The organism is Achromobacter sp. ISS7, assembly GCF_056523125.1.
The window spans coordinates 5,063,360-5,086,992 of the sequence record NZ_JAWRZD010000001.1 but is presented as its reverse complement, the minus strand read 5'-3'; the positions used below and the strand labels follow the sequence as shown (position 1 = coordinate 5,086,992).

Sequence of the window (23,633 nt, the reverse complement as noted above, 5' to 3'; positions counted from 1 at the left end):
CCCGCGCCCCCCCGGCCCCCATCCCCGTCCTCATAACAACACGACGCACGACACCCAGGAGACATCCTTCATGACGCAAACCCGCACGTTCCGGGTCGGCCCCCTGCTGCGCGGCCTCTGCCTGAGCCTGGCGGCCATCCTGCCCGCCGCCGCCCACGCCGACTGGCCGGACCGCCCCATCCACATGGTGGTGCCGTTCCCGCCCGGCTCGTCGCCCGACATCCTGGCGCGCACCATCGCCGAGCCGCTGGGACAAGCGCTGGGACAGCCCATCGTCATCGATAACAAGACCGGCGCCGGCGGCAACATCGGCACCCGCATCGTCGCGCAGGCCAAGCCCGACGGCTACACCCTGCTCTATACGATCAACGGCCCGCTGGTCACCGCCCCCACGCTCTACAAGAAGACGCTGGGCTACGACCCGCTGCAAGACCTGGCGCCCGTGACGCTGGTCGGCACCAGCCCCAACGTGCTGACCGTGCCCGGCAACCTGAAGAACGTCAATTCCGTGCAGGACTTCGTCCGCATGGTGAAGGAACACGGCAGCTCGCTGAACTACGGCTCCGTCGGCCCCGGCAGCTCGGCCCACCTGGCCATGGAAATGTTCAAGGAACGCGCCGGCATCGACATGGCGCACATCCCCTACGCCGGCTTCCCGCAGGTCATCAGCGCCATCATCGGCGGCGACATCCAGGCCGGCTTCATGGTCCCCGCCATCGCCGTGCCCCAGACCCGCGACGGCAAGGTCAAGATCCTCGCCGTGACCAGCCTGCAGCCCAGCGACACCCTGCCCGGCGTGCCCACCATGGCCTCGCAGGGCTACCCCGACTTCGAAGCCATCTCCTGGAACGCCATCCTGGCCCCCGCCGAAACGCCGATGCCCATCATCGAGCGCCTGAACAGCGAACTGAACCGCATCATCAACAGCGACACGGTCCGCAAGCAGATGGCCCTGCAATACTTCACCCCCGCCGCCTCCACCCCCGAGGCCCTGACCGTCCGCATCCAGGACGAAAAGGCCCGCTGGGACCAGGTCATCCAAAAGCTGAACCTGTCACTGGACTAACTCTCCCCCCACCTGAGTATTGGCAAAAACGCCAAGCAACCGGCTGGCACCAACGGCCGCCGCCAAGCCTCATTGCGAGCGGGTGACGGGGCAGGCGGGGGATGGCGGGGCGTGTAGATGCGCCCGAGGGAAACCGAAGGGAGCCGCAGGCGGACGAGGTTGACGCAGGGGCAGTCCGGAGCGAACGCTCCGGACCGCAATCGTAGCCCCGCCATCCCCCGCCTGCCCCGTCACCCGCGCCTAAAGAACCCAACAGCACCCCCCAAAAAACTCACCCACCCCCCTCATACCCCAACTGCCGCCAAGCCTCAAACACCGTCACCGCCACGGCATTGGACAAATTCAAGCTCCGCTGCCCCGCCCGCATCGGCAACCGCAACCGCTGCTGCGGCGCGAACATCGCATGATGCTCCTCCGACAACCCGGCGCTCTCCCGCCCGAACACGAACACATCCCCCGCCTCGAACCGCACATCGCCCACGCTGCGCTGCGCATGCGTGGTCAGGGCATAGATGTGGGAAGCCCCCGCCCCCGTATCCGCCAGCGCCTCCTGCAGCGTGTCGTGCACGCGCACCGGCTGCCACTCGTGATAGTCCAGCCCCGCCCGCCGCATGCGGGCATCGTCCAGTTCGAAACCGAGCGGGCGCACCAGGTGCAATTGCGCGCCGGTATTGGCGCACAGGCGGATGGCATTGCCCGTGTTGGGCGGAATCTCGGGGCAGACGAGGATGACGTGGAACATGGTGAAGGGACGGAAAGACGTTGAATGACGGACGGCCGGCCGCGGCCGCGCAGCAGCGATTGTCGCCGATTTGGCCGGCTGCCCCGGCGCACGAGGCCGCATGGCGGGCCGCCCCGCGCCGGACATCAGGGCGCACGCGGCGTGCGCGCCGCCACCAGCACCGTCACGCTGACCGCCCCCGCGGCCAGCAACGCGCGCGCGGCCGCATCCGCGGTGCTGCCCGTGGTCATGACGTCATCCACCAGCCCGACATGGCGGCCGGACAGGTCACGCGCGCAATGGAACACGCCGCGGGCGCCGCTCAGCCTGGCGCGGCGTCCCAGGGCCGTCTGCCTGGGCGTTTCGCGCCGCCGCCGCAATGCCCCGCGCAGCAGCGGCCAACCCAGTCGCGCCGCCAGGCCGCGGGCGATCTCGGCCGCCGGGTTCATGCCGCGCCGGCGCAGCGATGCGCGGCTGGACGGCACCGGCACCAGCAGCAAGGACCCCGGCGGCGGCTCGGACCATACCGCATGCGCCAGCAGCCGCGCCAGGACCGGCGCCGCGCTGAGCCGCAGCTGGGTCTTGAGTTGGCGGATCAGCACCTCGGCGGGCGGCTCGTAGTCGAAGGCGGCGATCGTGCAGATGAAGGCCGGCGGCCGCGCCAGGCAGTCGGCGCAGTGCAGCGCATCCGGCGCCAGCCGCTGGGCGCAACGCGGGCAGCGCGGCGCCAGCGACGCTTCGGCCAGGTCGGTTTCGCAGCCCTCGCACAGGCGGGCGCCGCCGACCCGCGCCCCGCACAGCGGGCAGTCGCAGGGCACCCGGGCCAGCAGCCGCCGCCCCATGGCCTGTAGGGACAATCGGCCGCCGCGGCCGGGATGGGCAATAATGTGAGCCATCCCCCATGAAATCATGATCCGCCCGCGGCGCCGCCCCGGGCGCGACCGAAATGTCCCTGCCCGCACCCGCCACCCCGCCCTCGCTCCCGCTCGTCGCCGCCGACGTGCCGCGCCAATTCGCCCGCCGCGGCGACCTGTCGGACGCCCAGTTCCTATACGGCGAAGTCGCCCGCCGCATGCTGGGCCGGCTGCAGTACATCCGCGTGCAGCCCCAGGCCATGCTCGACGCCGGCTGCGGCGCCGGCGACAACCTGGCGCTGCTGCGCGAACGCTATGCCGAGGCCGCCTACACCGGCCTGGACAACTGCGAACCGCTGCTGGAGATCGCCCGCAAGCGCCACGCCCCGGCCGGCCTGTCGGCCTGGATCGGCAAGCTGGCGCGGCGCGGTCCGGCCAATGCCTTCGTCAACGCCGACCTGGCCGCCACCGGCCTGGCGCCGGAGTCGCTGGAACTGGTGTGGTCCAACCTGGCCCTGCACTGGCACCGCGAACCGCATGCCGTGCTGGCCGAATGGCGCCGCATCCTCAAGGTCGGCGGGCTGGCGATGTTCTCCTGTCTGGGGCCGGCCACGCTGCGCGAACTGCGCCAGGCGCTGGACGATGCCGGCCTGCGCACCGCCACGCCGGCCTTCGTCGACATGCACGACTTCGGCGACCTGCTGGTTGAAAACGGCTTCGCCGACCCGGTCATGGACCAGGAAATCCTGACGCTGACCTACCGCACGCCGGAAAAGCTGCTGCAGGACGTGCGCGCCCTGGGCGGCAACCCCGCCGCCGGCCGCCGCGGCGGCCTGGTCGGACGCGACTGGCAAGCGCGCCTGTGCGCCGCGCTGGAAGCCCAGCGCCGTCCGGACGGCGTCATCGCCCTGAGCATCGAAGTGGCCTACGGCCACGCCTGGCGCGCCGCCACCCACCGCGGCACCGCCGGCGAGACCCGGCTGTCGGTCAGCGCCATCGGCGGCCGCCAGCGCGGCACGCCCTGAAACAAGACGCCCCGGCGTACCGTCCACCGAAGCGGGACGGCCGGCCGGGGCGGATGGGCCCGGAAAGGCTTAGTGCAGGCGTTCGGGCAGCGGCGCGGTCACGCCCGGCTCCGCCGGCGAGAGGGGCTGCATCGGCTCGGACGTGGCGCGGATCCGCCGCCGCAACACCGCGGTCGGCTCGGCCGGCGCGGCCTGGGCAGCCTCGCCGCGCCAGGCCTGCGACATCGATTCCACCACCAGCGGCAGGTCGCGCAGGCGATGGAATTGGCTGCGCAGCCAGCGCGAATCGTTGCCGCTGCGCATGGCTTCGTCGCGCAGCGCCGCGATCATGTCGCCGGTCCCCAGCTCTTCGGCCACCGGCATCAGCCGCTGGAACAGCGCGCGCAGGTGATCCATCAGGCGCAGGCGCTGGCCGTCCGGCGTCACGTAGCTGCCCTGCAGGCCGAAACGGCAGGCCTGGAAGTGGTTGCTGCGGTAGGACAGCCAGGCCTTGTCGCTGGGATCGTCCTCGCGCATCAGCAGCACCGCCAGCGCCTGGGCGAAGGCCGCCATCTGGCAGGCGCGCTCCACGGTCAGCGGCGTGTCGCAGACGCGGATTTCCACCGTGCCGAATTCGGGCTTGGGGCGGATGTCCCAGTACAGGTCCTTGATGCTCTCGGCCAGGCCATAGGCGCGCAGTTGCGCCAGATGGGCCTCGAACTGGTACCAGTCCTTGACCTCGGCCGGCATGTGGCCGGCCAGGGGGAAGCTGTTGACCGCGTTCAGGCGCGAGCACGAGAACAGGGTATCGACGCCCTCGCAGTACGGCGACGAGGCCGACAGCGCGATGAAGTGCGGCACATAGGGCGACAGCCGGCGCAGCAGCTTGATGGCTTCGTCGCCGCTTTTCACGCCCAGGTGGATGTGCTGGCCGAACACCGTGAATTGACGCGCCAGGTAACCATACATTTCGGCCAGGTACTGGAAGCGCGGGGTATCCGAGATGGAGCGTTCCTGCCAGCGCATGAACGGATGGGCGCCGCCGCCGGCCACCGAAACGCCGACGGCGTCGGCCGCTTCGACCAGGGCATCGCGCATCTCGCGCATTTCCGCCAGCAGGCCCATGGGGTGCTCGTGCACTGAGGAATTCAGTTCGATCATGGAGCGCGTGATTTCCGGTTTCACGCGATCGGCGATGGGATGGTTGGCCATTTGGGCCAGCAGCTCGTCAGAGGCTGCGGTCAGGTCGAAACTGCGGGGGTCGATCAGTTGCAGCTCGAGTTCGATGCCCAGGGTGTTGGGGGCCGACGAAATGAACGGGATCTGTTCCATCTCGGACTCCTTCGGATATGTGATGAGGGGGTGCGCCGTTCGACCTTGAAGCCCGGCAACTTCCCGGGGGGCGCTAGACGGCGGCTTGTGAACGCATAATAGCCGCATGTTTGTGGCAAAACGATTGAAAATCGTGACATTTGTGTGCAACATCACGATGCATTCGGTTTTGCCCTATAGAACAAAGTGAGCGAGCACTCACAACGTAATGGCGGCGCGGCTCGCCGGACCGGAAGGCCCGCAAGCGCAGTCTGGGCGCGGCTTTTCAGCGAGGGTGGGATAACCCGAATCAGGGTTATCCCCTATGAAAGAGATCTGTCCCCAAGGGGGCCGCGGCGCGGCGGCCGAGGGCCGGAAATTCCGCCTGCCCCGCGGGCGGGTCATGCCGCCCTATTTGCGCCAGAAGATCGGCGTGAACAGCACCAGCACGGTCAGCAGCTCCAGGCGGCCGATCAGCATGGCGAAGGTGCAGACCCAGATCTGGAAGTCCGACAGCACCGCGAAATTCCCCATGGGCCCGACCGGTCCCAGGCCGGGGCCGGTGTTGTTGACGCTGGCGAACACGGCCGAAAACGCCGTGATCGGATCCAGCCCCGACAGCAGCAGCAGGCTGGTGAAGACAGCGATGGACAACCCGTAGAACAGCATGAACGCCAGCACCGACGACATGGTGCGGGCCTCGACCGCGCGGCCGTTGACCCGCACCGGACTGACGGCATGTGGATGCAACATTGTGACAAGCTCGTTGCGCGCCTGCTTGACCAGCAGGATGGCCCGGATCATCTTGATCCCGCCCCCGGTGGACCCGGCCGAGGTGGCGAACCCGGACAGCAGCAGCATGGTCAGGGGCGCGAACAGCGGCCACTGGGCGAAGTCGGTGTTGGCGTAGCCGGTGGTGGTGGCCATCGAGATGGTGTTGAACATGCCGTAGCGCAGGGCTTCCAGCGGCGCCTGGTAGACGCCCTTGACGTACAGGAACACCGAGATCACCAGCCCCACGCCCAGCACCACCACCAGGTACGGAATCGCCTCCGGGCAGCGCAGGTAGGCGCGTCCGCTGCGCTGGCGGAAGGCATTGAAGTGGGTGGCGAAGTTGATGCCGGCGATCAGCATGAACACCATGGCCACCATCTCGACCGCCACCGAATCGAAGTGCGCGAAGCCGTCGTCCCAGGTCGAGAAGCCGCCCAGCCCCATGGTCGTGGCCATGTGGCACCAGGCCTCGAACCAGGACAGGCCGACCGCGCGATAAGCCAAAAAGCACAGGATGGAGAAGGCGAAGTACACCGCGTACAGCGCCTTGGCGGTGCTGGCGATGCGCGGCGTCAGGCGCTCGTCCTTCATCGGGCCGGGCGTCTCGGCCCGCACCACCTGGTGCCCGCCCACGCCCAGCAGCGGCAGGATCGCCACCGCCAGCACCAGGATCCCCATGCCGCCGATCCACACCAGGGTGGCGCGCCACAGGTTGATCGACGGCGGCAGCGCGTCCAGGTTGGTCAGCACGGTGGCGCCTGTGGTCGTCAGCCCCGACATGGCCTCGAAATAGGCCCCGGTGAACGACAGGGGCAGGCCGGCGCGGTGGAAATAGATCAGCAGCGGGATCGCCGCCAGCAGCGGCAGGCCGGCCCACACCGCCGACACCAGCACGAAGCCGTCGCGGGCGCGCAGCTCGCTGCGGGCCCGCCGCGTCAGCGCCGCCAGCGCGACGCCGATGCCGACGGAAATCAGGAAGCCATGCAGGAAGGCGTCGCGCGCCGCGTCGCCGCCGATGTAGGCCACCCCCAGCGGGATCAGCATGGTCAGGGCGAACATCACCATGGTCAGGCCGAGGATGTGCAGGGTCGCCAGGACGCGCTTCATGCGGCCTCCCCGGCCGCCGCCGGTCCGTCGGGAAACGGGACGCGCGGGCTCATCAGAAGAACGACGCCGAGACTTGGAACAGCTTTTCCACGCGCGGCATTTGCTTGCGCGAGGGCACGAAGACGATGACGTGGTCGTCGGTCTCGATCACGGTATCGGCGTCGGGCAGGATGATCTCGTCCTCGCGCACCAGCGCGCCGATGCTGGCGCCCTTGGGCAGGCTGATCTCGCCGACCTTGCGGCCCACCACCTTGGAATTGGAGCGGTCGCCGTGGGCGATGGCCTCCAGCGCCTCGGCCACGCCCTGGCGCAGCCGGTGCACCGCCGCCACGTCGCCGCGGCGCACGTGGCGCAGCAGCTCGCTCATGGTGGCCTGCGACGGCGACACCGCGATGTCGATATGGCTGCCCTGCATCAGCTCGCCATAGGCCTGGCGGTTGATCAGCGCGATCACCTTGCGCGCGCCCAGCCGCTTGGCCAGCAGCGACGACATGATGTTGTCCTCGTCGTCGCTGGTGAGCGCCAGCCAGGTGTCCATGTCCTCGATGTTCTCGCGTTCCAGCAGGGCCTCGTCGGTGCCGCTGCCATGCAGCACCAGCACGCTGTCGGGCAGCTGCGTGGCCAGGTACTCGCAGCGCTTGAGGTCGCGCTCGATGATGCGCACGCTGTAGTTTTCCTCGGCCAGCGCGCGCGCCAGCCGCAGGCCGATATTGCCGCCGCCGGCGATCATCACGCGGCGCACGGCCTTTTCGGCTTCGCGCAGCTGCCGCACGGCGCGGCGGGCGTGGCGCGTATCCACCACCAGCACCACCTCGTCGCCCGGAGCGATCACGGTGCCCGAGCCGGCCCGCAGCGGGCGGCCGCCGCGCAGCACGTCGATCACCCGCGCCATGACGTCGGGCCAGACCTCGCGCAGCTTGTCGACGGGATGGTGCGCCATCGGGCTGCCATGGCTGACGCGGACGGTCACGACGCTGACGCGGCCCTCGGCGAACTCCACCACCTGCAGCGCCTCGGGGAACTCGATCAGGCTGTGCAGGTAGGTGGTGACGCTGCGCTCGGGGCTGATGATGGCGTCGATGCAGAAGCCCTCTTCGCTCATCAGCTCGGGATGCTCGGAGAATTCGCCCGAGCGGATGCGGGCGATGCGGCGGGGGATGTTGAACAGCTGGCGGGCGATCTTGCAGGCCACCATGTTGGCCGCGTCGGAGGCGGCGCAGGCGATCAGCAGGTCGGTGTCGGCCGCGCCGGCGCCTTCCAGCACCGACACCTGCGAGCCGTCGCCATGGACGACGCGCAGGTCGAAGTGTTCTTGCAGGTATTGCAGCTGCGAAGGATCCGAATCGATCACCGTGATGTCGTTCTGCTCGGACACCAGGTTTTCAGCCACGCTGGTGCCTACGCGCCCAGCGCCGATGATCAGGATCTTCATGCGCCCCGTTTGCGCGCCGACTCGATGCCCAATTGCTTGAGCTTGCGGTAGAGGTGGGTGCGCTCGAGGCCGGTGCGCTCGGAGACGCGGGTCATGCTGTGGCTTTCGCGGACCAGGTGATATTCGAAATAGATGCGCTCGAACTCGTCGCGCGCCTCGCGCAGCGGCTGATCCAGCGAGATGCTGCCCAGCTGGCCATTGGCGGTGACCGGGACTTCGTTGGCGGGAGCCGTCGACAGGGTCGGCGGATCGAGCTCGTCTTCGAGCGCCACGGCGGCGCTGGCCGCCGCGGGCGCCGCCACGGGCGCCGGATGCGGCACGCGGCCGCGGGCCAGGCCGGCCGCCACGGTCTTGAGCAGGCGTTGCAGCGTGATCGGCTTTTCGAGGAAATCCATGGCGCCGATGCGGGTGGCCTCGACCGCCGTGTCGATGGTGGCGTGGCCGCTCATCATGATGACCGGCATGTCCAGCAGGCCCTGCGAGCCCCATTCCTTGAGCAGGCTGACGCCATCGGTGTCCGGCATCCAGATGTCCAGCAGCACCAGATCGGGACGCATGCGAAGGCGCGCGGCGCGCGCTTGCGCCGCGTTTTCGGCCAATTCGACCGTGTGCCCTTCGTCGTAAAGGATTTCCGACAAAAGCTCGCGAATACCGACTTCGTCGTCAACCACCAGAATTCTGGCCATAAAGCATCCACCTATTGCGTAGCCGCATTATCCTTTTCTTGCGCGGTCGCGTCCATAGTATCGGCCCCGGGAGCAAGCCGGGTCAACAAGATGGAGATCCGCGCGCCTCCTTCCTTGCGATTCGCAAGGTCGATCCGCCCGCCATGCTCTTCAACGATCTTGCGTACGATTGCCAATCCTAACCCAGTCCCGTGGGACTTGGTGGTTACGTAGGGCTCGAAGGCGCGCTGCATGACCTGCGGCGGGAAGCCCGGCCCGGTGTCGGCCACCGTGAAACGCAGGGCCTGCTGGTCGGCGCGGTCGGGCTGCTCGCTGCGCATCAGCTGGGTGGTGACGCTGACCCGGCCTTCTCCGCCCTTCTCGGCGATGGCGTCGCGGGCGTTGGACAGCAGGTTGTGGATCACCTGGCGCAGCTGGGTCGGATCGCCCTCGATGGCCGGCAGGTCCGCGCCCAGATTGACATCCAGGTTCAGCGCCTTGCCGGAGGCCGAGCGCACCGAGGCGGCGCCGTCCGGCTCCCAGCCGTACAGGGACAGCACGTCCGCCACCAGCGCGTTGAAGTCGATGCGCTGCATCACCGCCGGCGGCGTGCGGGCGTATTCGCGGAAATCATCCACCATCTGCTTGAGCGAGGCCACCTGGTTGACGATGGTGTTGGTGGAGCGCGCGACGATCTGGGCCTCGGCCGGCGGCAGCTTGCCTTCCAGCTTCATCGCCAGGCGCTCGGCGGACAGCTGGATCGGCGTCAGCGGGTTCTTGATTTCATGGGCCAGGCGGCGCGCCACCTCGCCCCAGGCGACGGTGCGGTTGGCCGATATCACCTCGGTAATATCGTCGAACACCACCAGGTAGCCGTTGCCGCGGCCGTCCACCCGCAGGTGGGTGCCGCGCGCCAGCAACGTCAGCGCCTGCGGCCCGTTGGGCGTGTCGCCCTGCTTGGGCGCGATCTCGAACTGCTGCTGCCAGTGCTGGCGCTCGGACCCCACGGCGGCGTGGGTGGAAAAGGCCTGCCGCACGACATTCGCGAATTCGAGCATGCCGTCCACGGTTTCCAGCGGCCGCCCGATCACCGAGCGCAGGTCGGCCTGCAGGATGGTCTGGGCGCCCTGGTTGACGGTGGTGACGCGGAAGGCTTCGTCGAACACCAGCACGCCCGAGGACAGGTTCGACAGCACGCTTTCCAGGTAGACGTTGGAGCGTTCGAGCTGCTGGCGGTTGCTCTCGACCATGCGGCGGGCCTCGTCGAGCTGGCGCGTCATGGCGTTGAAGGAACGGGTCAGCTGGCCGACCTCGTCGCGCTCGGGCGGCTCGGGCAGCGGCCGGTAGTCGCCCACGCCCACGGCCTGGGTGCCGCCCGCCAGGCTCAGCAGCGGCCGCACCAGCCGCTTGGACAGCGACAGCGCCACGGCGATGGCGCCGAAGGCGGCCAGCAGCAGCGCCAGGGTCAGCGTGATGCCATAGAGCTTGCGCAGGCCGAGCCGCGACAGGGCCAGTTCCTGGTAGTCGCGAAAGCCCTGCTGCACCAGGTTGGCGTTGTGCGCGATCTGCTCGGGCACCGGCTGCAGCAGTTGCAGCCAGCGCGGTTCGGAGGCGGCGCCCAGCAGGTTGTCGTAGCGGTCGGGCCCGGTCAGCGGGATCACCACGCGCAGGTGCAGCCCGCCGTCAATGCCGGGCTTGACCGGATCGTCGGCCTCGGCCGCCGAATAGCCGCGCGACAGCCGCAGCTGGTTCATGACCGTGGACGGCGGCATCGCCGGCAGCAGCTGGCCGTACTGGCTGGTGGAAAACGCCACCATGCGGCCGCTGCCGGTGAAGACCATGGCTTCCTGCACGCCGTTGGCTTCGCGCAGCCGGGTCAGGGCCAGCGTCACGCCGGTATCGGAGTTGCGGTTCAGCTCGGCCGCCATCGAGCGGGCCCGCGCGTCCAGGTCGGCCAGCAGCGAGTCGAGCGCGGCGCGCCCCAGGTTCAGGCCGGCTTCCAGCGCGGTATCGACCCGCACGTTGAACCAGGACTCGATCGAGCGCGACATGAACTGCACCGAGACCGTGTAGATCAGGGCGCCGGGCACCACGCCGATCAGGGCGAAGGCCAGCGAGAAGCGGGCCGTCAGCCGGGCGCCGAACTGCCGCCGCCGGATCTGCCGCGCCAGCCGCACCGTCAGCGCCACCACCCACACGAACAGCGCCAGGGCGAAGATGCCGTTAAGAATCAGCAGGATGTCGTAATAACGGGCAAAGCGCGAGGCATTGCCCGTGGACCATGCCAGCAGGCCCAGCAACGCCAGGCCGCTCACCGCGCCGACCATCAGGGCCAGCCGAAGCAACAGCCTCATGAGGGGTCTTTCTCCTTGTCACCCAGCGAGAACGAGAAATCGGTCCACGGCGTGCCCTGGACCCAGGAGCTGCTGTTCAGGGCATTGACCTGGAACGGCCGGGGCAGCAGCGACGTGTCCAGCCGCAGCCGCAGCTGGCCGCCATAGACCACGCCCTCGTCGAAATCGTCGGCGTCGGCCACCTGCCAGTTGCGCACGTGGCGGATGACGCTCATGGCGTCATCCAGCGACGCCACCGGGAAGGACAGCTCGCCGACCCCGGCGCGCCACTGGCGCGTCAGCGCGTTGTAGATGACGCGCCAGGTGCGGGAGGTGTCCACCAGGGATTTGTCGAACCACCACCAGCGCTCGCGCGTGATGGTCAGGTCGGCGGTGAAGTACAGGGGCACGCCGCGCTGGGCGGCATCACGCAGTTGCTGGTTCAGTTCGAACTCGATGTCGGCGTCGATTTCAAGCTTGTCGCCACGCACGACCGGTTCGACGCGCACCACCTTCGGTTCGGACCCGTGTGCCTGGCCGGCCGGCGCCAACGACAGCGCGGCAGTTGCGAACAACAACCCCAGAAATAAGCGTGAAATGATGGACATACGACACCGAAACCCCGTCATGCCCCCTATTCTTGGCGATTCAGGACTGCTTGGCAAACAAGGCGTAGAAAAATCCATCGCGTTGCGCCGCGGGTGTTGCATCGACCGCAACTGGCAGCAATTGGCCCGGCGCGTCCAGGCGCTGGGCCTCGGGGTGGCGCTGCAGGAACTCGAGCGCCTGGCGCGTGCCCTCGATCGGGAAGATCGAGCAGGTCACGTACAGCAGGCGGCCGCCGGGCGCCACGGTGCGCCAGAGCGCGTCCAGGATCCGCGCCTGCAGCGTGGCGGTGCGGCGCACGTCGTTCTCGCGGCGCAGCCAGCGGATGTCGGGATGGCGCCGCACGATGCCCGAGGCGGTGCACGGCACGTCCGCCAGCACGGCGTCGAAGGGCTTGCCATCCCACCAGGCGTCCAGGTCGGCGGCGTCGGCGGCCTGCAGCCGCACCCGCTCGCCCGCCAGGCCCAGGCGGTCCAGATTCTGGCCGACCCGCACCAGGCGGTCGGCGTCGGCGTCCAGGGCCAGCAGGTCGATGTCGGCCAGCTCCAGCAGGTGGGCGGTCTTGCCGCCCGGCGCGGCGCAGGCATCCAGCACCCGCATGCCGTCCTGGGGCGCCAGCAGCTCGGCGGCCAGCTGGGCGCCGGCGTCCTGCACCGACCACCAGCCCTCGGCGAAACCGGGAAGCTGGGTCACGGGGCGCGGCGTGGCCAGCACCAGGCCGGCCTGGCCCACCGGCTCGGCGGCCAGGCCCGCGTCCTGGAACGCGGCCAGCACCTGCTCGCGGCTGGCGCGGCGGCGATTGACGCGCAGGGTCAGCGGCGCCGGCACGTTGGCCGCCCGCAGGATCTCCTGCCATTGCTGCGGATAGGCCACGCGCAATTGCTTGACCCACCAGCCCGGATGGTTCCATTCGGCCTCGGGGCTGTCGGCCACGGCGGCGTCCAGCGCCGCCCGCTCACGCAGGAAGCGGCGCAGGCAGGCGTTGAGCAGGCCCTTGAACGAGGCCAGGGAGCGATTCGAGGACGCGGCCGTGACGGCCTGGTCCACCACGGTGTGGGGCGCGTAGACCGGCATGCCCGGCAGCGCGGCGGCGGCCTCGCCCTCGGCCTTGAGCAGCGTCAGCGACACCAGCAGCAGCGACTCGAACAGCACATTGGGATAGCGCTGCACCAGCTCGCGGCCGACCGCGTCGGCCCAGCCCAGGTAGCGCATCGCGTGGAACGACACCGCCTGCGCCGCGGGGCGCAGGGCGCCGTCGACGTCGGCCAGGGCATCGGTCAACGAACGGCCTTCCAGGACGTCCTCCACCACGCGCGCGCTGGAAAGCAGGACGGCGGAAAGCGGGGGAGCCAGATGGGGGGTATCGGAACGCGTGGACATGGCAGCAAATCAAAGGACAAGACCGCTATGGTAGCCCGGCGCGGGCCGCCGCCCCCGCCGACGGTCCCACGGCGGGCGCTGGACGAACCGCGCCGGGCGCGTCACACTGGCCGCTTGCCTCGGAGCCCGCCATGTCCACCGCCACGCTGCTGCTGTTCATCCTGGCCTCGGCCGTCGCCATCGTGACGCCCGGCCCGACCGTCCTGCTCGCCATGAGCAACGGTTCGCGCCACGGCGTGCGCACCGCCTGCTGGGGCATGGGCGGCGCGGTGCTGGCCGACTTCATCCTGGTGGGCGCGGTGGCGTCCGGCCTGGGGGTGGTGCTGGCCGCTTCCGAGGTCGCCTTCCATGTCATCAAGTGGGCGGGCGCCGCCTACCTGGCCTACCTGGGCTGGAAGATGCTGCGCTCGGACGCCGCGCTGGTGCTGCCGGCCGCCGAACCGGGCGCCGCGCGGCCGGCGGGCCTCAAGCTGGGCCTGCGCAGCTTCGTGGTGGCGCTGACCAACCCGAAGGCGCTGCTGTTCATGTCGGCCTTCCTGCCGCAATTCATCAATACCCAGGCGCCGCTGCTGCCCCAGTACGCCACCGTGGCCGCCGTGCTGGCGCTGATGAACATCCTGACCATGCTGGCCTATGCCACCCTGGGCGCGCAGCTGGTGCGCGCCTTCCGCGGCTCGGGCCTGCGCTGGCTGAACCGGGTCTGCGGCTCGCTCATGATCGGGCTGGCCGGCACCCTGGCGCTGTATCGCCGCAGCGGCGCCTGACGATCGCCACGGCCCGGTCCCGAATATTGGGGACGCACAGCAGCCGGCCGCCGCCCCGGCAACCCGCTAAAATAACGGCCCCCCGCCCTGCCGCGCTAAAATTGCGCAGTATTTGATCATTGGCGCCGGCTCGCGCCCACCGAGGTATTCCATGTCTTCCCCCAAAGTCGGCTTCGTCAGCCTGGGCTGTCCCAAAGCCCTGGTCGACTCCGAACGCATCCTGACCCAACTGCGCACCGAAGGGTATCAAGTCACGCCCGAGTACAACGACGCCGACGTCGTGGTGGTCAACACCTGTGGTTTCATCGACAGCGCCAAGGCCGAGTCGCTGGAAGCCATCGGCGAGGCGCTGGCCGAGAACGGCAAGGTCATCGTCACCGGCTGCATGGGCGTCGAGGAATCGGTGATCCGCAACGTGCACCCCAGCGTGCTGGCCGTGACCGGTCCGCAGCAGTACGAGGAAGTGGTGCGCGCCGTCCACAATGCCGCGCCGCCCAGGAAAGACCACAACCCCTACCTGGACCTGGTGCCGCCGCAGGGCGTCAAGCTGACCCCGCGCCACTACGCCTACCTGAAGATCTCGGAAGGCTGCAACCACCGCTGCAGCTTCTGCATCATCCCGTCGATGCGCGGCGACCTGGTCAGCCGCCCGGTGGGCGACGTGCTCAGCGAGGCCGAGCGCCTGGTCAAGGCCGGCGTCAAGGAACTGCTGGTGATCTCGCAGGACACCAGCGCCTACGGCGTCGACGTCAAGTACCGCAGCGGCTTCTGGAACGGCCGCCCGGTGCGCACCCGCATGACCGAGCTCTGTACGGCCTTGTCCGAAATGGGCGTCTGGACGCGCCTGCACTACGTCTACCCGTACCCGCACGTGGACGAAGTGATTCCGCTGATGGCCGAGGGCAAGATCCTGCCCTACCTGGACATCCCGTTCCAGCACGCCAGCCCGCGCATCCTCAAGGCCATGAAGCGTCCGGCGTTCGAGGACAAGACGCTGGCGCGCATCAAGAAATGGCGCGAGATCTGCCCTGACCTGACCATCCGCTCGACCTTCATTGTCGGCTTCCCCGGCGAGACCGAGGAAGACTTCCAGTACCTGCTGGACTGGATGCAGGAAGCCCAGCTCGACCGCGTCGGCTGTTTCCAGTATTCGCCGGTGGAAGGCGCACCCGCCAACCTGCTCGACAATCCGGTGCCGGACGAGGTCAAGCAGGAACGCTGGGAACGCTTCATGGAACTGCAGCAGTCGATTTCCACCGCGCGCCTGGCGCGCAAGGTCGGCCGCGAGATCGACGTGCTGATCGACGAAGTGGACGAAGACGGCGCCGTGGGCCGCAGCGCCGGCGACGCGCCAGAAATCGACGGTTGCGTCTACGTCAGCTCGGACCGCACGCTCAAGGCCGGTGACATGGTGCGCGTGCGCGTCACCGATTCCGACGAATACGACCTCTGGGCCGAGACGGTCTGAGCGTCATGCGCGCCGGCGGCATCCGCCGCCGGCTGCCTTCAGGCTTCCAGCAGTTTCAGTCCCGCCACGCCGCCCACGATCAGCGCGATGCACGCCAGGCGCGCGACGGACGGCGAATCCCCGAACAGCACGATCCCCAGCACCGTGATGCCCACGGAACCGATGCCGGTCCAGACCGCGTAGGCGGTGCCGGCCGGCAGGTGCCGCATCGCCAGCGTCAGCAGGAAGATGCTGCCCAGTGCCGCGGCGATGCCGATGGCGCTGGGCCAGAAGCGCGTCCAGCCGTCCGCGTATTTCAACGCCAGCGCCATCACGATCTCCACCGCGCTCGCGGCCAACAGGATCCACCAGGCCATCGCGGCCTCCCTTCGATATTGGAATGCGGCCAGCTTAGGGCCTATAGTTACCCAGGCACAAGTACGCACCTTTTGGTAACCATGAAGGGCTCACCATGGCTGTCTCCTCCGCTTCCCCGGGCGACGTCTTCGACGCCGCCTGTCCGTCGCGCCGCGCGCTCGAACTCATCTCGGGCAAGTGGGTGCCGCTGGTGCTGCCCGCGCTGGCGCGCGGTCCGCTGCGCAACAGCGAACTGCTGCGCAAGCTCGATGGCATTTCACAGAAGATGATGACGCAGACGCTGCGCGACCTGGAGCGCCACGGGCTGGTGCGGCGCGAGGACATGCGCACCGTGCCGCCGCACGTGCGCTATCACCTGACCGACCTGGGAACATCGCTGAACGTGGCCCTGGTGGCGCTGGACCGCTGGGCCGAAAGGCACCACGCGCAGCTGGACGCGGCGGCGCGCCGCCACGATGCGGCCGCCGCGCGCCGGGCGTGAACGCCGGCCGCGGGCAGGCCATGGCAAGCCGGCCTGGCGACAGGCCGGCGCTACCCGCGGACCCGCGTCCCGTAAAGACCGGCGCGGGCCCGCAATCTCTCAGTGCTTGGCCAGGAAATCGGACATATCGTCGGCATGCTCTTCCTCGACCGCCAGGATTTCTTCCAGCAGGCGGCGCGTGGTCGAGTCCTGCTCGCCGATGTAGTCGATCATCTGCCGGTAGCTGTCGATGGCGATGCGCTCGGCGATCAGGTTTTCCTTGATCATTTCCTCGAGCGTGGCGCCCTCGATGTACTCGGAGTGGCTGCGATCGAGCAGGCCCTTGGGCGACAGGTTGGGCTCGCCGCCCAGCTGCACGATGCGTTCGGCCAGCTTGTCGGCGTGATCCTGTTCCTGGGTGGCGTGCTCGGCGAATTCCGCCGCCACCGGCTCGGCGTTCAGGCCGCGGGCCATGAAGAAGTGGCGCTTGTAGCGCAGCACACAGACGATCTCGGTGGCCAGCGCTTCGTTCAGCAGCTTGAGCACGGTCTTGCGGTCGGCGCGGTAGGTGTCGGTGACGGCGCCGGACTCGATGTCCTGGCGTGCCTTGGCGCGGATCGCCTTCACATCCATGTCGAAGGGGCGGCTCGCCTTGTCGTGGTTACGGGTCGTGTTTTCCATATCGTTAGCTCCTTGTGGGGTTGGCAATACGACGCTGGACTTCCAGTCGTTCCGAACAACCCAGTCTACCGGCCATGCGAAAAGATGCTGTGTCCAAACATTGCCCATGACCCCGAATCCGGCCGTCACGCGCCCCGAAAAAACCCGTCCGGCGCTTCTCGTAAACTATCGGCTTCCCGGACGGCCCGTGACGCAATCTGTAACGGGCCCGGCAATAAGTAGCTTCATATGACCCTGAAGAACATCTGCGTGTATTGCGGCTCCAATCCCGGCGCGCGCCCCGAATACCTGGAACAGGCCCGCGTGCTGGCCCGTGAGCTGGTCAAGCGCGACCTCGGCCTGGTCTACGGCGGCTCGGTCGTCGGCATCATGGGCGTGATCGCCAACGAGGTGCTGGCCGGCGGCGGCCGCGTGATCGGCGTGATCCCGGAATTGCTGCAGAAGAAGGAACAGGCCCATCGCGGCCTGACCGAACTGCACCTGGTGCAGAACATGCACGAGCGCAAGGCCATGATGATGGAAAAGGCCGACGGCTTCATCGCGCTGCCCGGCGGCGCCGGCACGCTGGAGGAGTTCTTCGAGGTCTGGACCTGGGCCCAGCTCAGCATGCACCAGAAGCCCTGCGGCCTGCTCAACATCGCCGGCTACTACGACGCGCTGATGCAGTTCGTCGACCACGCCGTCGACGAAGCCTTCATGCGCCCCCAGCACCGCGACATGCTGGTGGTGGAAAGCGACCCGGCGACGCTGCTGGACCGCTACGCCATCTACGAGCCGCCCAACGTTTCCAAGTGGTTCGAGCCGGTCAAGCCCGAGCATCGCGCCCCCTAACCCGCCCCCAAGGAAAGCCCCGCAATGACCACCGGTTCGTCGTCTCCCGCCAGCACCGAGTCCATATTGCGCGATTACTTCCACGCCAAGGACGAAAACCGCCCACATTACATGGCGCGCGCCTTCGCGCCGCAAGCGGTGCTGAAGATGGCGCTGCGCACGCAGGCCATCGCGTTTCCGCCCGAGTCCCACGGCCTGGCCGCGATCACCGACACCTTGGTGCGCAAGTTCGGCCAGACCTACGACAACGTCTACACCTTCTACCTGGCGCGGCCCGAGGCCGATGCGCGTCTGTCCGATTATTCCTGTGACTGGATCGTCGGCATGACCGAAAAGGCCACGGGCAATGTGCGCGTGGGCTGCGGCCGCTACGCCTGGACCTTCCAGCCGGAGCCGTACCGCGCCACCCACCTGACCATTACGATCGAGACCATGGTGACGCTGCCGCCCGCCGACACCGAAGCGGTGTTCGGCTGGCTGCTGGCCCTGGACTACCCCTGGACCAACGCCCAGCGCGTCGTCGCGGGCGCCCCGCCGCTTGAAGACCTGGCGCCGGTGGTGCAGTATCTGCTTCACCCCATGTAGATCGGCATCGGATTTTTTTCTTGAAATACGACATCGCAGCTTTTGATTTCGACGGAACCCTGGCGGACACCATGCCCTGGTTCAATTCCATCCTCAACACGGTGGCCGACAAGTACGGCTTTCGCAAGATCGACGCCGCCGAGCGCGACCAGTTGCGTCACCGCGATGCCGGCGAGATCCTGAAGTTTCTCGGCATCCCGCTGTGGAAACTGCCCGCCATCATGGCGCACGTGCGCACCTTGATGCAGGAGATCGATCCCGGCGTGCACCTGTTCGACGGCATCCCCGACGCGCTGGCCCGCCTGAAGGCGGGCGGGCTGCGGCTGGCGGTGGTCAGCTCGAATTCGCTGGAGAACGTGCAGCGCGTGCTGGGACCGGACACCGCCGCGCTGTTCGACGACTATGAATGCGGCACCGACCTGTTCGGCAAGGCCGCCAAGATCGACCGCCTGCTGCAGCGCCACGGCACCCCGCCGGAACGCTTCCTGCTGGTGGGCGACGAGATGCGCGACATCGACGCGGCCCGCAAGGCCGGCGTGCGCGTGGGATCGGTGGCCTGGGGCTACAACCACGTCGACGCGCTGCGCGACCGCGGCCCCGACGAACTGTTCATGCAGGTCGCGGAACTGCCCGCCGCGCTGGCCTGACGCGGCGCCCCCACAAGGACACGCCCATGGCCCGCAACGTCGAAATCAAGGCAAGGGTCGCCAGCCTGGCGGCCGTCGAATCGCTGGCCGCGGCGCTGTCCGGCAAGGCGCCGGTCGCCATCGCGCAGGACGACACCTTTTTCGCCTGCCCCGACGGCCGGCTCAAACTGCGCGTGTTCGCCGATGGCAAGGGCGAACTGATCTTCTACCGCCGCGCCGACGACACCGGTCCCAAGGAAAGCTTCTACGTCATTTCGCCGACCGCCTCGCCCGACACCCTGCGCGACGCGCTGGGGCTGGCCTACGGTGTGATTGGCCGCGTGCGCAAGCAGCGCCTGCTGTTCATGGCCGGCCGCACCCGCATCCACCTGGATCGGGTCGAGGGACTGGGGGAATTCGTGGAACTGGAAGTGGTGCTGCGCGACGGCGAAAGCGTCGAGGCCGGCATGGCCGAGGCCCATGAGCTGCTGGCCAGCCTGCAGATCGCGCCGGACCAGCTGTTATCGGGCGCCTACCTGGACCTGCTGGCCCAGCGCCCCTGAGAACGGGCCGCCCGCCCCACGGCGGCCGGCCCATGGCGGCAATGGCGAAGACCGGCCTCAGGCCGGCTGCCAGCCCCGCACGAACACGTCCACCGGCTGGCGCTTGCCGCCGGCCTTCTGCAACTCCAGCAGGCGCAGCACGCACTCGCCGGTCGCGATGTCGATGCCTTCGGCATCCGCGCGCAGCACGCTGCCGGGCGCGGCCGCGGCGGGCTGCGACAAGGCCTGGGCACGCCACACCTTCACGGGATCGGCCAGGCCGGGCAGGCGAACGCTGGCGCCCGGCACCGGGTTGAAGGCGCGCACGCGGCGCGCCAGCAATTCGGCCGGCTGGCTGCAATCGAGCGCGGCCTCGGCCTTGTCCAGCTTGGCGGCATAGGTCACGCCGTCCTCGGGCTGCGGGGTCGGCGTCAGGCCGCCCTGGGCCAGCGCGGCCAGGGCCGCGACGATCGCCTCGCCGCCGGCCAGCGCCAGCGCGTCGTGCAATTGCGCGGCATTGGTGTCGGCGCCGATCGGCACGATGCGTTCCAGCAGCATGTCGCCGGTATCCAGGCCCGCGTCCATCTGCATGATGGTGACGCCGGTGCGATCGTCGCCCGCCTCGATGGCGCGCTGGATCGGCGCCGCGCCGCGCCAGCGCGGCAGCAGGCTGGCGTGGATGTTCAGGCAGCCCAGGCGCGGCAGGTCCAGCACCCACTGCGGCAGGATCAGGCCATAGGCCGCGACCACCATCACGTCGGGCGCGATGCGCTCGAGCAGGGCGCGGGCCTCGGCGGCTTCCTCGGGATAGCGGCCGTCCAGCCGCAGGCTGCGCGGCTGGGCGACCTCGATGCCGGCGTCGAGCGCGGCCTGCTTGACCGGGCTCGGGGTCAGCTTGAGCCCGCGTCCGGCCGGACGGTCGGGCTGGGTCATGACCAGGGGGATATCGTGGCCGGCAGCCCGCAGGGCGTCGAAGGCGATACGGGCGAATTCCGGCGTGCCGGCGAAAACTAGGCGCATGGGGAAGCGGACCGGAAAGAAGGGAACGAGGAAACGGGCGTCAGGCGCGCAGCGCTTCGCGCTCGGCCTTTTTCAGCTTGGTCTTGATGCGGTTCTGCTTCAGGTTGGACAGGTATTCGACGAACACCTTGCCTTCCAGGTGGTCAAGCTCGTGCTGCACGCACACGGCCAGGAGGCCGTCGGCCTCGAACTCGAACGGCTTGCCGTCGATGTCCAGCGCCTTGCAGCGGATGCGCGAGGCGCGCTCGACTTCGTCGTAGATGCCGGGGACCGACAGACAGCCTTCCTCGTAGATCTTGTAATCGTCGCTGTGCCAGGTGATCTCGGGATTGATCAGCACCAGCAGCTGATTGCTTTCTTCGGAGACGTCGATGACGACCACGCGCTCGTGCACGTCGACCTGCGTCGCGGCCAGGCCCACGCCCGGCGCGTCGTACATGGTGTCGGCCATGTCGCGCACCAGTTGGCGGATGCGGTCATCGACCTCGGCGACCGGCTTGGCCTTCTTGTGCAAGCGCGGATCCGGGTAGCGAAGAATAGGGAGTAATGCCATTGAAAAGGAATCGTCGGTAATAGTGCCTGACCAACAGTTTAATTCATTAGATTTTTGATTTCTAATAGTTTTCGGCTAACCCGGGGATTATCCGGCTCCACCCGCCCCCGATTCACCAGGCCATCCGGCCGGGACCAATCGGTCCCCTTTGGCGGGACCTCCGCCGCGGCCGTGCGACACTCTCGAACGATCGGCGCCCCCGAACGCCCGCCCACCCGTATTCCCCGCGCCGGTCCGCCGGCGCCGTTGCCATGCCGCTCACCCACACCCCCGCTGAATTGTCCGCCTGGTTGCGTCTGTCCCTGCAGCCCGGTATCGGCTCGGCCACCGCCTGCACCCTGCTGGGCGCGCTGGGCCTGCCGGAACAGATCTACGCGCAGCGCGCCTCGGCCCTGGCGCGCCAGCTGCCGGACGCGCTGGCCCGCCAGCTGGCCGCACCCATGCCGGCCGAGATGGCCGCGCAGGTCGACAGCGCGCTGCAGTGGGTCGAGGCGCCCGGCCACCACATCCTGACGCTGGCCGATCCCACCTATCCGCAAAGCCTGCTCACCATCGCCGACCCGCCCATCCTGCTCTACGTGAACGGCGACCCGGCCTATCTGCAGGGGCCGGCGCTGGCGGTCGTGGGCGCGCGCAACGCCACGCCAGGCGGCCAGGAAAACGCCCGCGCCTTCGCCCGCTACCTGGCCGGCAATGGCTGGCGCGTGGTCAGCGGGCTGGCGCTGGGTATCGACGCGGCGGCCCATGAGGGCGCGCTGGACGCCGGCCCCGGCGGCGCCGGCACGGTCGCGGTGATGGGCACCGGCATCGACCGCATCTACCCGGCGCGGCATCGCGACCTGGCGCATCGCATCGCCGCGCACGGCGCGCTGGTGTCCGAATTGCCGATGGGGACCGGCGCCCTGCCGCAGCACTTTCCCAAGCGCAACCGCATCGTGGCCGGACTGGCGCGCGGCGTGCTGGTGGTCGAGGCCGCGAAACAGAGCGGCTCGCTCATCACCGCGCGGCTGGCGGGCGAAAGCGGGCGCGAGGTGTTCGCCATTCCCGGCTCGATCCACTCGCCGCTGTCGCGCGGTTGCCATGCGCTGATCCGCCAGGGCGCCAAGCTGGTGGAAACCGCGGCCGACATCACCGACGAACTGGGCGGCGGCCCGCGGCCCGGCGCCCGCCCGGCCGAGGAAGCCGCGCCCAAGGAAGCCGCCCCGCATCCGGTGCTGGAGGCGCTGGGCTTCGACCCGCTGCACCTGGACGCGATCCAGGCCCGCTGCGGCCTGGATACCGCCGACCTGCAGGCGCAATTACTGGAACTGGAACTAGCCGCGCGCGTGGCGCGCCTGGACGACGGCCGCTTCCAACGCCTGAAATAAGGGACCGCCCAAGGGGCCAATCCCGGGGCCGGCCAGCGCCCGGACAGCCCTCGGCCCGGCGGCGAGCGGGGCCGGATGCGATGGCGCTAATATTGGCGTTGGCGCCGAGCCGCCGCCGCGGCCGCCCCCGATACCGATACAGGAAGAGACATGGCATTGCCCACACGCGTCAAGATCGTCGAGGTTTCGCCCCGCGACGGTCTGCAGAATGAAAAGGAATTCGTCCCCACCGACATCAAGGTGGAACTGATCGACCGCCTCGCGGCCGCCGGTTTTCCCAACGTCGAGGCGGCCTCGTTCGTGTCGCCCAAGTGGGTGCCGCAGATGGCCGACGGCGCCGACGTCATGGCGCGCATCCAGCGTCGCCCGGGCACGATCTATTCGGTGCTCACGCCCAACATGAAGGGCTTCGAGGGCGCGCTGGCCGCCGGCGCGGACGAGATCGTCATCTTCGGCGCGGCCAGCGAGGCCTTCTCGCAAAAGAACATCAACTGCTCGATCGCCGAATCCATCGCGCGCTTCGAACCCGTGGTGCAGGCCGCCCGCGAAGCCGGCATCCGCGTGCGCGGCAGCATCAGCTGCGCGCTGGGCTGTCCCTACCAGGGCGAAGTGCCGATCGAATCCGTGGTCGACGTGGCCCAGCGCTACCTGGCCATGCAGGTCGACGAGATCGACGTGGCCGACACCATCGGCGTGGGCACGCCGCAGCGCGTGCGCGACGTGATGGCCGCGGTCACCCGCGTGGTCGATCCGGCGCGCGTCTCGGGCCATTTCCATGACACCTACGGCCAGGCGCTGGCCAACATCCTGGCGTCGCTGGAGACCGGCATCTCGATCTTCCACGCCTCGGTGGCCGGCCTGGGCGGCTGCCCCTACGCCAAGGGCGCGACCGGCAACGTCGCGACCGAAGACGTGCTGTACATGCTGCGCGGCCTGGATATCGACACCGGCGTCGATTTCGACGCGGTGGTGGACATCGGCCAGTGGATGTCGGCCAACCTCAATCGCAAGGGCTCCAGCCGGGCCGGCAACGCCATTGCCGCCAAGCGGGCCGCCTGACGCGAAACGCCGTAGAATGGCTGCGCGCGTTTCGCGTGAGCGCCCGGGTCGACCGGCGCAAGTCTTT

General features: G+C 68.8%; 24 protein-coding genes. 11 read left to right on the top strand and 13 right to left on the bottom strand.

The window, feature by feature from the left end:
- Positions 1 to 70: 70 nt before the first annotated feature.
- On the top strand, positions 71 to 1,066 hold the full coding sequence (locus tag AC1HFW_RS23100) for a Bug family tripartite tricarboxylate transporter substrate binding protein (RefSeq protein WP_006391758.1): 996 nt from the start codon (positions 71 to 73) through the stop codon (positions 1,064 to 1,066).
- 271 nt (positions 1,067 to 1,337) lie between these two features.
- Here the strand turns inward: AC1HFW_RS23100 and AC1HFW_RS23095 are convergent, their stop codons facing one another.
- A complete protein-coding gene (locus AC1HFW_RS23095; RefSeq protein ID WP_006391759.1) occupies positions 1,338 to 1,808 on the bottom strand; it encodes a tRNA (cytidine(34)-2'-O)-methyltransferase in 471 nt (156 codons plus the stop codon).
- A gap of 125 nt (positions 1,809 to 1,933) precedes the next feature.
- The gene (locus AC1HFW_RS23090; RefSeq protein ID WP_479285303.1) at positions 1,934 to 2,683 is read right to left on the bottom strand and encodes a ComF family protein; all 750 of its coding nucleotides are present in this window, start codon (positions 2,681 to 2,683) and stop codon (positions 1,934 to 1,936) included.
- 50 nt (positions 2,684 to 2,733) lie between these two features.
- On the opposite strand from AC1HFW_RS23090, the gene AC1HFW_RS23085 reads away from it, so the two are divergent.
- A complete protein-coding gene (locus AC1HFW_RS23085) occupies positions 2,734 to 3,666 on the top strand; it encodes a methyltransferase domain-containing protein (protein WP_061073069.1) in 933 nt (310 codons plus the stop codon).
- 69 nt (positions 3,667 to 3,735) lie between these two features.
- Here the strand turns inward: AC1HFW_RS23085 and AC1HFW_RS23080 are convergent, their stop codons facing one another.
- From AC1HFW_RS23080 to rsmB, 7 genes are all read right to left on the bottom strand, one after another.
- The gene (locus AC1HFW_RS23080) at positions 3,736 to 4,977 is read right to left on the bottom strand and encodes a YbdK family carboxylate-amine ligase (RefSeq protein ID WP_006391762.1); all 1,242 of its coding nucleotides are present in this window, start codon (positions 4,975 to 4,977) and stop codon (positions 3,736 to 3,738) included.
- A gap of 390 nt (positions 4,978 to 5,367) precedes the next feature.
- Entirely contained in the window at positions 5,368 to 6,837 is a 1,470-nt protein-coding gene (locus AC1HFW_RS23075; protein ID WP_479285302.1) for a TrkH family potassium uptake protein, read from the bottom strand.
- A gap of 52 nt (positions 6,838 to 6,889) precedes the next feature.
- A complete protein-coding gene (gene trkA / locus AC1HFW_RS23070; protein WP_479285301.1) occupies positions 6,890 to 8,269 on the bottom strand; it encodes a Trk system potassium transporter TrkA in 1,380 nt (459 codons plus the stop codon).
- Positions 8,266 to 8,955: a response regulator gene (locus AC1HFW_RS23065; RefSeq protein WP_241069691.1), complete on the bottom strand. Its 690-nt coding sequence runs from the start codon at positions 8,953 to 8,955 to the stop codon at positions 8,266 to 8,268. Before AC1HFW_RS23065 ends, trkA begins: the two co-directional genes overlap by 4 nt.
- An 11-nt stretch (positions 8,956 to 8,966) precedes the next feature.
- Positions 8,967 to 11,288 (bottom strand): sensor histidine kinase, encoded by a 2,322-nt coding sequence (locus AC1HFW_RS23060; protein WP_006391766.1) that lies wholly within the window; start codon positions 11,286 to 11,288, stop codon positions 8,967 to 8,969.
- Positions 11,285 to 11,875, bottom strand: coding sequence for a DUF4390 domain-containing protein (locus AC1HFW_RS23055; protein ID WP_104021675.1), 591 nt, complete (start codon positions 11,873 to 11,875; stop codon positions 11,285 to 11,287). Before AC1HFW_RS23055 ends, AC1HFW_RS23060 begins: the two co-directional genes overlap by 4 nt.
- A 40-nt stretch (positions 11,876 to 11,915) precedes the next feature.
- Positions 11,916 to 13,253 carry a 16S rRNA (cytosine(967)-C(5))-methyltransferase RsmB gene (gene rsmB / locus AC1HFW_RS23050; RefSeq protein WP_006391768.1) on the bottom strand — a complete coding sequence of 446 codons (1,338 nt, stop codon included), beginning with the start codon at positions 13,251 to 13,253 and terminating at the stop codon, positions 11,916 to 11,918.
- A gap of 131 nt (positions 13,254 to 13,384) precedes the next feature.
- Between rsmB and AC1HFW_RS23045 the strand changes: the two genes are divergently transcribed.
- Positions 13,385 to 14,017, top strand: a complete 633-nt coding sequence (locus AC1HFW_RS23045; protein WP_006391769.1) for a LysE family translocator — start codon at positions 13,385 to 13,387, stop codon at positions 14,015 to 14,017.
- Between the two features lie 151 nt (positions 14,018 to 14,168).
- Positions 14,169 to 15,485 carry a 30S ribosomal protein S12 methylthiotransferase RimO gene (gene rimO / locus AC1HFW_RS23040; protein WP_006391770.1) on the top strand — a complete coding sequence of 439 codons (1,317 nt, stop codon included), beginning with the start codon at positions 14,169 to 14,171 and terminating at the stop codon, positions 15,483 to 15,485.
- A gap of 38 nt (positions 15,486 to 15,523) precedes the next feature.
- Here the strand turns inward: rimO and AC1HFW_RS23035 are convergent, their stop codons facing one another.
- A complete protein-coding gene (locus AC1HFW_RS23035) occupies positions 15,524 to 15,841 on the bottom strand; it encodes a DMT family transporter (RefSeq protein WP_006389925.1) in 318 nt (105 codons plus the stop codon).
- Positions 15,842 to 15,936: 95 nt separating this feature from the next.
- On the opposite strand from AC1HFW_RS23035, the gene AC1HFW_RS23030 reads away from it, so the two are divergent.
- Positions 15,937 to 16,323 carry a winged helix-turn-helix transcriptional regulator gene (locus AC1HFW_RS23030; RefSeq protein ID WP_479285300.1) on the top strand — a complete coding sequence of 129 codons (387 nt, stop codon included), beginning with the start codon at positions 15,937 to 15,939 and terminating at the stop codon, positions 16,321 to 16,323.
- A gap of 99 nt (positions 16,324 to 16,422) precedes the next feature.
- On the opposite strand, the gene AC1HFW_RS23025 is transcribed toward AC1HFW_RS23030, so the two are convergent.
- The gene (locus AC1HFW_RS23025) at positions 16,423 to 16,983 is read right to left on the bottom strand and encodes a ferritin-like domain-containing protein (RefSeq protein ID WP_479285299.1); all 561 of its coding nucleotides are present in this window, start codon (positions 16,981 to 16,983) and stop codon (positions 16,423 to 16,425) included.
- Positions 16,984 to 17,211: 228 nt separating this feature from the next.
- On the opposite strand from AC1HFW_RS23025, the gene AC1HFW_RS23020 reads away from it, so the two are divergent.
- The 4 genes from AC1HFW_RS23020 to AC1HFW_RS23005 are packed head-to-tail and all read left to right on the top strand — an operon-like array spanning position 17,212 to position 19,588.
- Positions 17,212 to 17,814, top strand: coding sequence for an LOG family protein (locus AC1HFW_RS23020; protein WP_006391774.1), 603 nt, complete (start codon positions 17,212 to 17,214; stop codon positions 17,812 to 17,814).
- A 24-nt stretch (positions 17,815 to 17,838) separates the two neighbouring features.
- Entirely contained in the window at positions 17,839 to 18,399 is a 561-nt protein-coding gene (locus tag AC1HFW_RS23015; RefSeq protein WP_479285298.1) for a hypothetical protein, read from the top strand.
- 20 nt (positions 18,400 to 18,419) lie between these two features.
- Positions 18,420 to 19,046, top strand: coding sequence for an HAD hydrolase-like protein (locus tag AC1HFW_RS23010; protein WP_479285297.1), 627 nt, complete (start codon positions 18,420 to 18,422; stop codon positions 19,044 to 19,046).
- Between the two features lie 26 nt (positions 19,047 to 19,072).
- Complete coding sequence (locus tag AC1HFW_RS23005; protein WP_006391777.1) at positions 19,073 to 19,588, top strand: class IV adenylate cyclase; 516 nt, start codon at positions 19,073 to 19,075, stop codon at positions 19,586 to 19,588.
- Positions 19,589 to 19,645: 57 nt separating this feature from the next.
- Here the strand turns inward: AC1HFW_RS23005 and fmt are convergent, their stop codons facing one another.
- Together fmt and def are read right to left on the bottom strand one after the other, a co-directional pair.
- Complete coding sequence (gene fmt / locus AC1HFW_RS23000; RefSeq protein WP_479285296.1) at positions 19,646 to 20,587, bottom strand: methionyl-tRNA formyltransferase; 942 nt, start codon at positions 20,585 to 20,587, stop codon at positions 19,646 to 19,648.
- A 40-nt stretch (positions 20,588 to 20,627) separates the two neighbouring features.
- The gene (gene def / locus AC1HFW_RS22995; RefSeq protein WP_006391779.1) at positions 20,628 to 21,140 is read right to left on the bottom strand and encodes a peptide deformylase; all 513 of its coding nucleotides are present in this window, start codon (positions 21,138 to 21,140) and stop codon (positions 20,628 to 20,630) included.
- 251 nt (positions 21,141 to 21,391) lie between these two features.
- Here def and dprA point away from each other — a divergent pair, with 251 nt between their 5' ends.
- Positions 21,392 to 22,507, top strand: a complete 1,116-nt coding sequence (dprA, locus tag AC1HFW_RS22990; RefSeq protein WP_479285295.1) for a DNA-processing protein DprA — start codon at positions 21,392 to 21,394, stop codon at positions 22,505 to 22,507.
- A gap of 150 nt (positions 22,508 to 22,657) precedes the next feature.
- Positions 22,658 to 23,566 (top strand): hydroxymethylglutaryl-CoA lyase, encoded by a 909-nt coding sequence (locus AC1HFW_RS22985; protein ID WP_006389909.1) that lies wholly within the window; start codon positions 22,658 to 22,660, stop codon positions 23,564 to 23,566.
- The last annotated feature ends 67 nt before the right edge of the window (positions 23,567 to 23,633 follow it).

Bases quoted from the DNA above. Each gene is read 5' to 3' on its own strand.
- AC1HFW_RS23100 (WP_006391758.1), top strand. From the start codon at position 71: ATGACGCAAACCCGCACGTTCCGGGTCGGCCCCCTGCTGCGCGGCCTC.
- AC1HFW_RS23055 (WP_104021675.1), bottom strand. From the start codon at position 11,875: ATGTCCATCATTTCACGCTTATTTCTGGGGTTGTTGTTCGCAACTGCC.
- AC1HFW_RS23020 (WP_006391774.1), top strand. From the start codon at position 17,212: ATGACCCTGAAGAACATCTGCGTGTATTGCGGCTCCAATCCCGGCGCG.
- AC1HFW_RS23090 (WP_479285303.1), bottom strand. From the start codon at position 2,683: ATGGCTCACATTATTGCCCATCCCGGCCGCGGCGGCCGATTGTCCCTA.
- AC1HFW_RS23030 (WP_479285300.1), top strand. From the start codon at position 15,937: ATGGCTGTCTCCTCCGCTTCCCCGGGCGACGTCTTCGACGCCGCCTGT.
- AC1HFW_RS23080 (WP_006391762.1), bottom strand. From the start codon at position 4,977: ATGGAACAGATCCCGTTCATTTCGTCGGCCCCCAACACCCTGGGCATC.
- dprA (WP_479285295.1), top strand. From the start codon at position 21,392: ATGCCGCTCACCCACACCCCCGCTGAATTGTCCGCCTGGTTGCGTCTG.
- AC1HFW_RS23075 (WP_479285302.1), bottom strand. From the start codon at position 6,837: ATGAAGCGCGTCCTGGCGACCCTGCACATCCTCGGCCTGACCATGGTG.
- fmt (WP_479285296.1), bottom strand. From the start codon at position 20,587: ATGCGCCTAGTTTTCGCCGGCACGCCGGAATTCGCCCGTATCGCCTTC.
- def (WP_006391779.1), bottom strand. From the start codon at position 21,140: ATGGCATTACTCCCTATTCTTCGCTACCCGGATCCGCGCTTGCACAAG.
- AC1HFW_RS22985 (WP_006389909.1), top strand. From the start codon at position 22,658: ATGGCATTGCCCACACGCGTCAAGATCGTCGAGGTTTCGCCCCGCGAC.
- AC1HFW_RS23015 (WP_479285298.1), top strand. From the start codon at position 17,839: ATGACCACCGGTTCGTCGTCTCCCGCCAGCACCGAGTCCATATTGCGC.
- rsmB (WP_006391768.1), bottom strand. From the start codon at position 13,253: ATGTCCACGCGTTCCGATACCCCCCATCTGGCTCCCCCGCTTTCCGCC.
- AC1HFW_RS23025 (WP_479285299.1), bottom strand. From the start codon at position 16,983: ATGGAAAACACGACCCGTAACCACGACAAGGCGAGCCGCCCCTTCGAC.
- AC1HFW_RS23045 (WP_006391769.1), top strand. From the start codon at position 13,385: ATGTCCACCGCCACGCTGCTGCTGTTCATCCTGGCCTCGGCCGTCGCC.
- AC1HFW_RS23085 (WP_061073069.1), top strand. From the start codon at position 2,734: ATGTCCCTGCCCGCACCCGCCACCCCGCCCTCGCTCCCGCTCGTCGCC.
- rimO (WP_006391770.1), top strand. From the start codon at position 14,169: ATGTCTTCCCCCAAAGTCGGCTTCGTCAGCCTGGGCTGTCCCAAAGCC.
- AC1HFW_RS23035 (WP_006389925.1), bottom strand. From the start codon at position 15,841: ATGGCCTGGTGGATCCTGTTGGCCGCGAGCGCGGTGGAGATCGTGATG.
- AC1HFW_RS23005 (WP_006391777.1), top strand. From the start codon at position 19,073: ATGGCCCGCAACGTCGAAATCAAGGCAAGGGTCGCCAGCCTGGCGGCC.
- AC1HFW_RS23060 (WP_006391766.1), bottom strand. From the start codon at position 11,288: ATGAGGCTGTTGCTTCGGCTGGCCCTGATGGTCGGCGCGGTGAGCGGC.
- trkA (WP_479285301.1), bottom strand. From the start codon at position 8,269: ATGAAGATCCTGATCATCGGCGCTGGGCGCGTAGGCACCAGCGTGGCT.
- AC1HFW_RS23095 (WP_006391759.1), bottom strand. From the start codon at position 1,808: ATGTTCCACGTCATCCTCGTCTGCCCCGAGATTCCGCCCAACACGGGC.
- AC1HFW_RS23065 (WP_241069691.1), bottom strand. From the start codon at position 8,955: ATGGCCAGAATTCTGGTGGTTGACGACGAAGTCGGTATTCGCGAGCTT.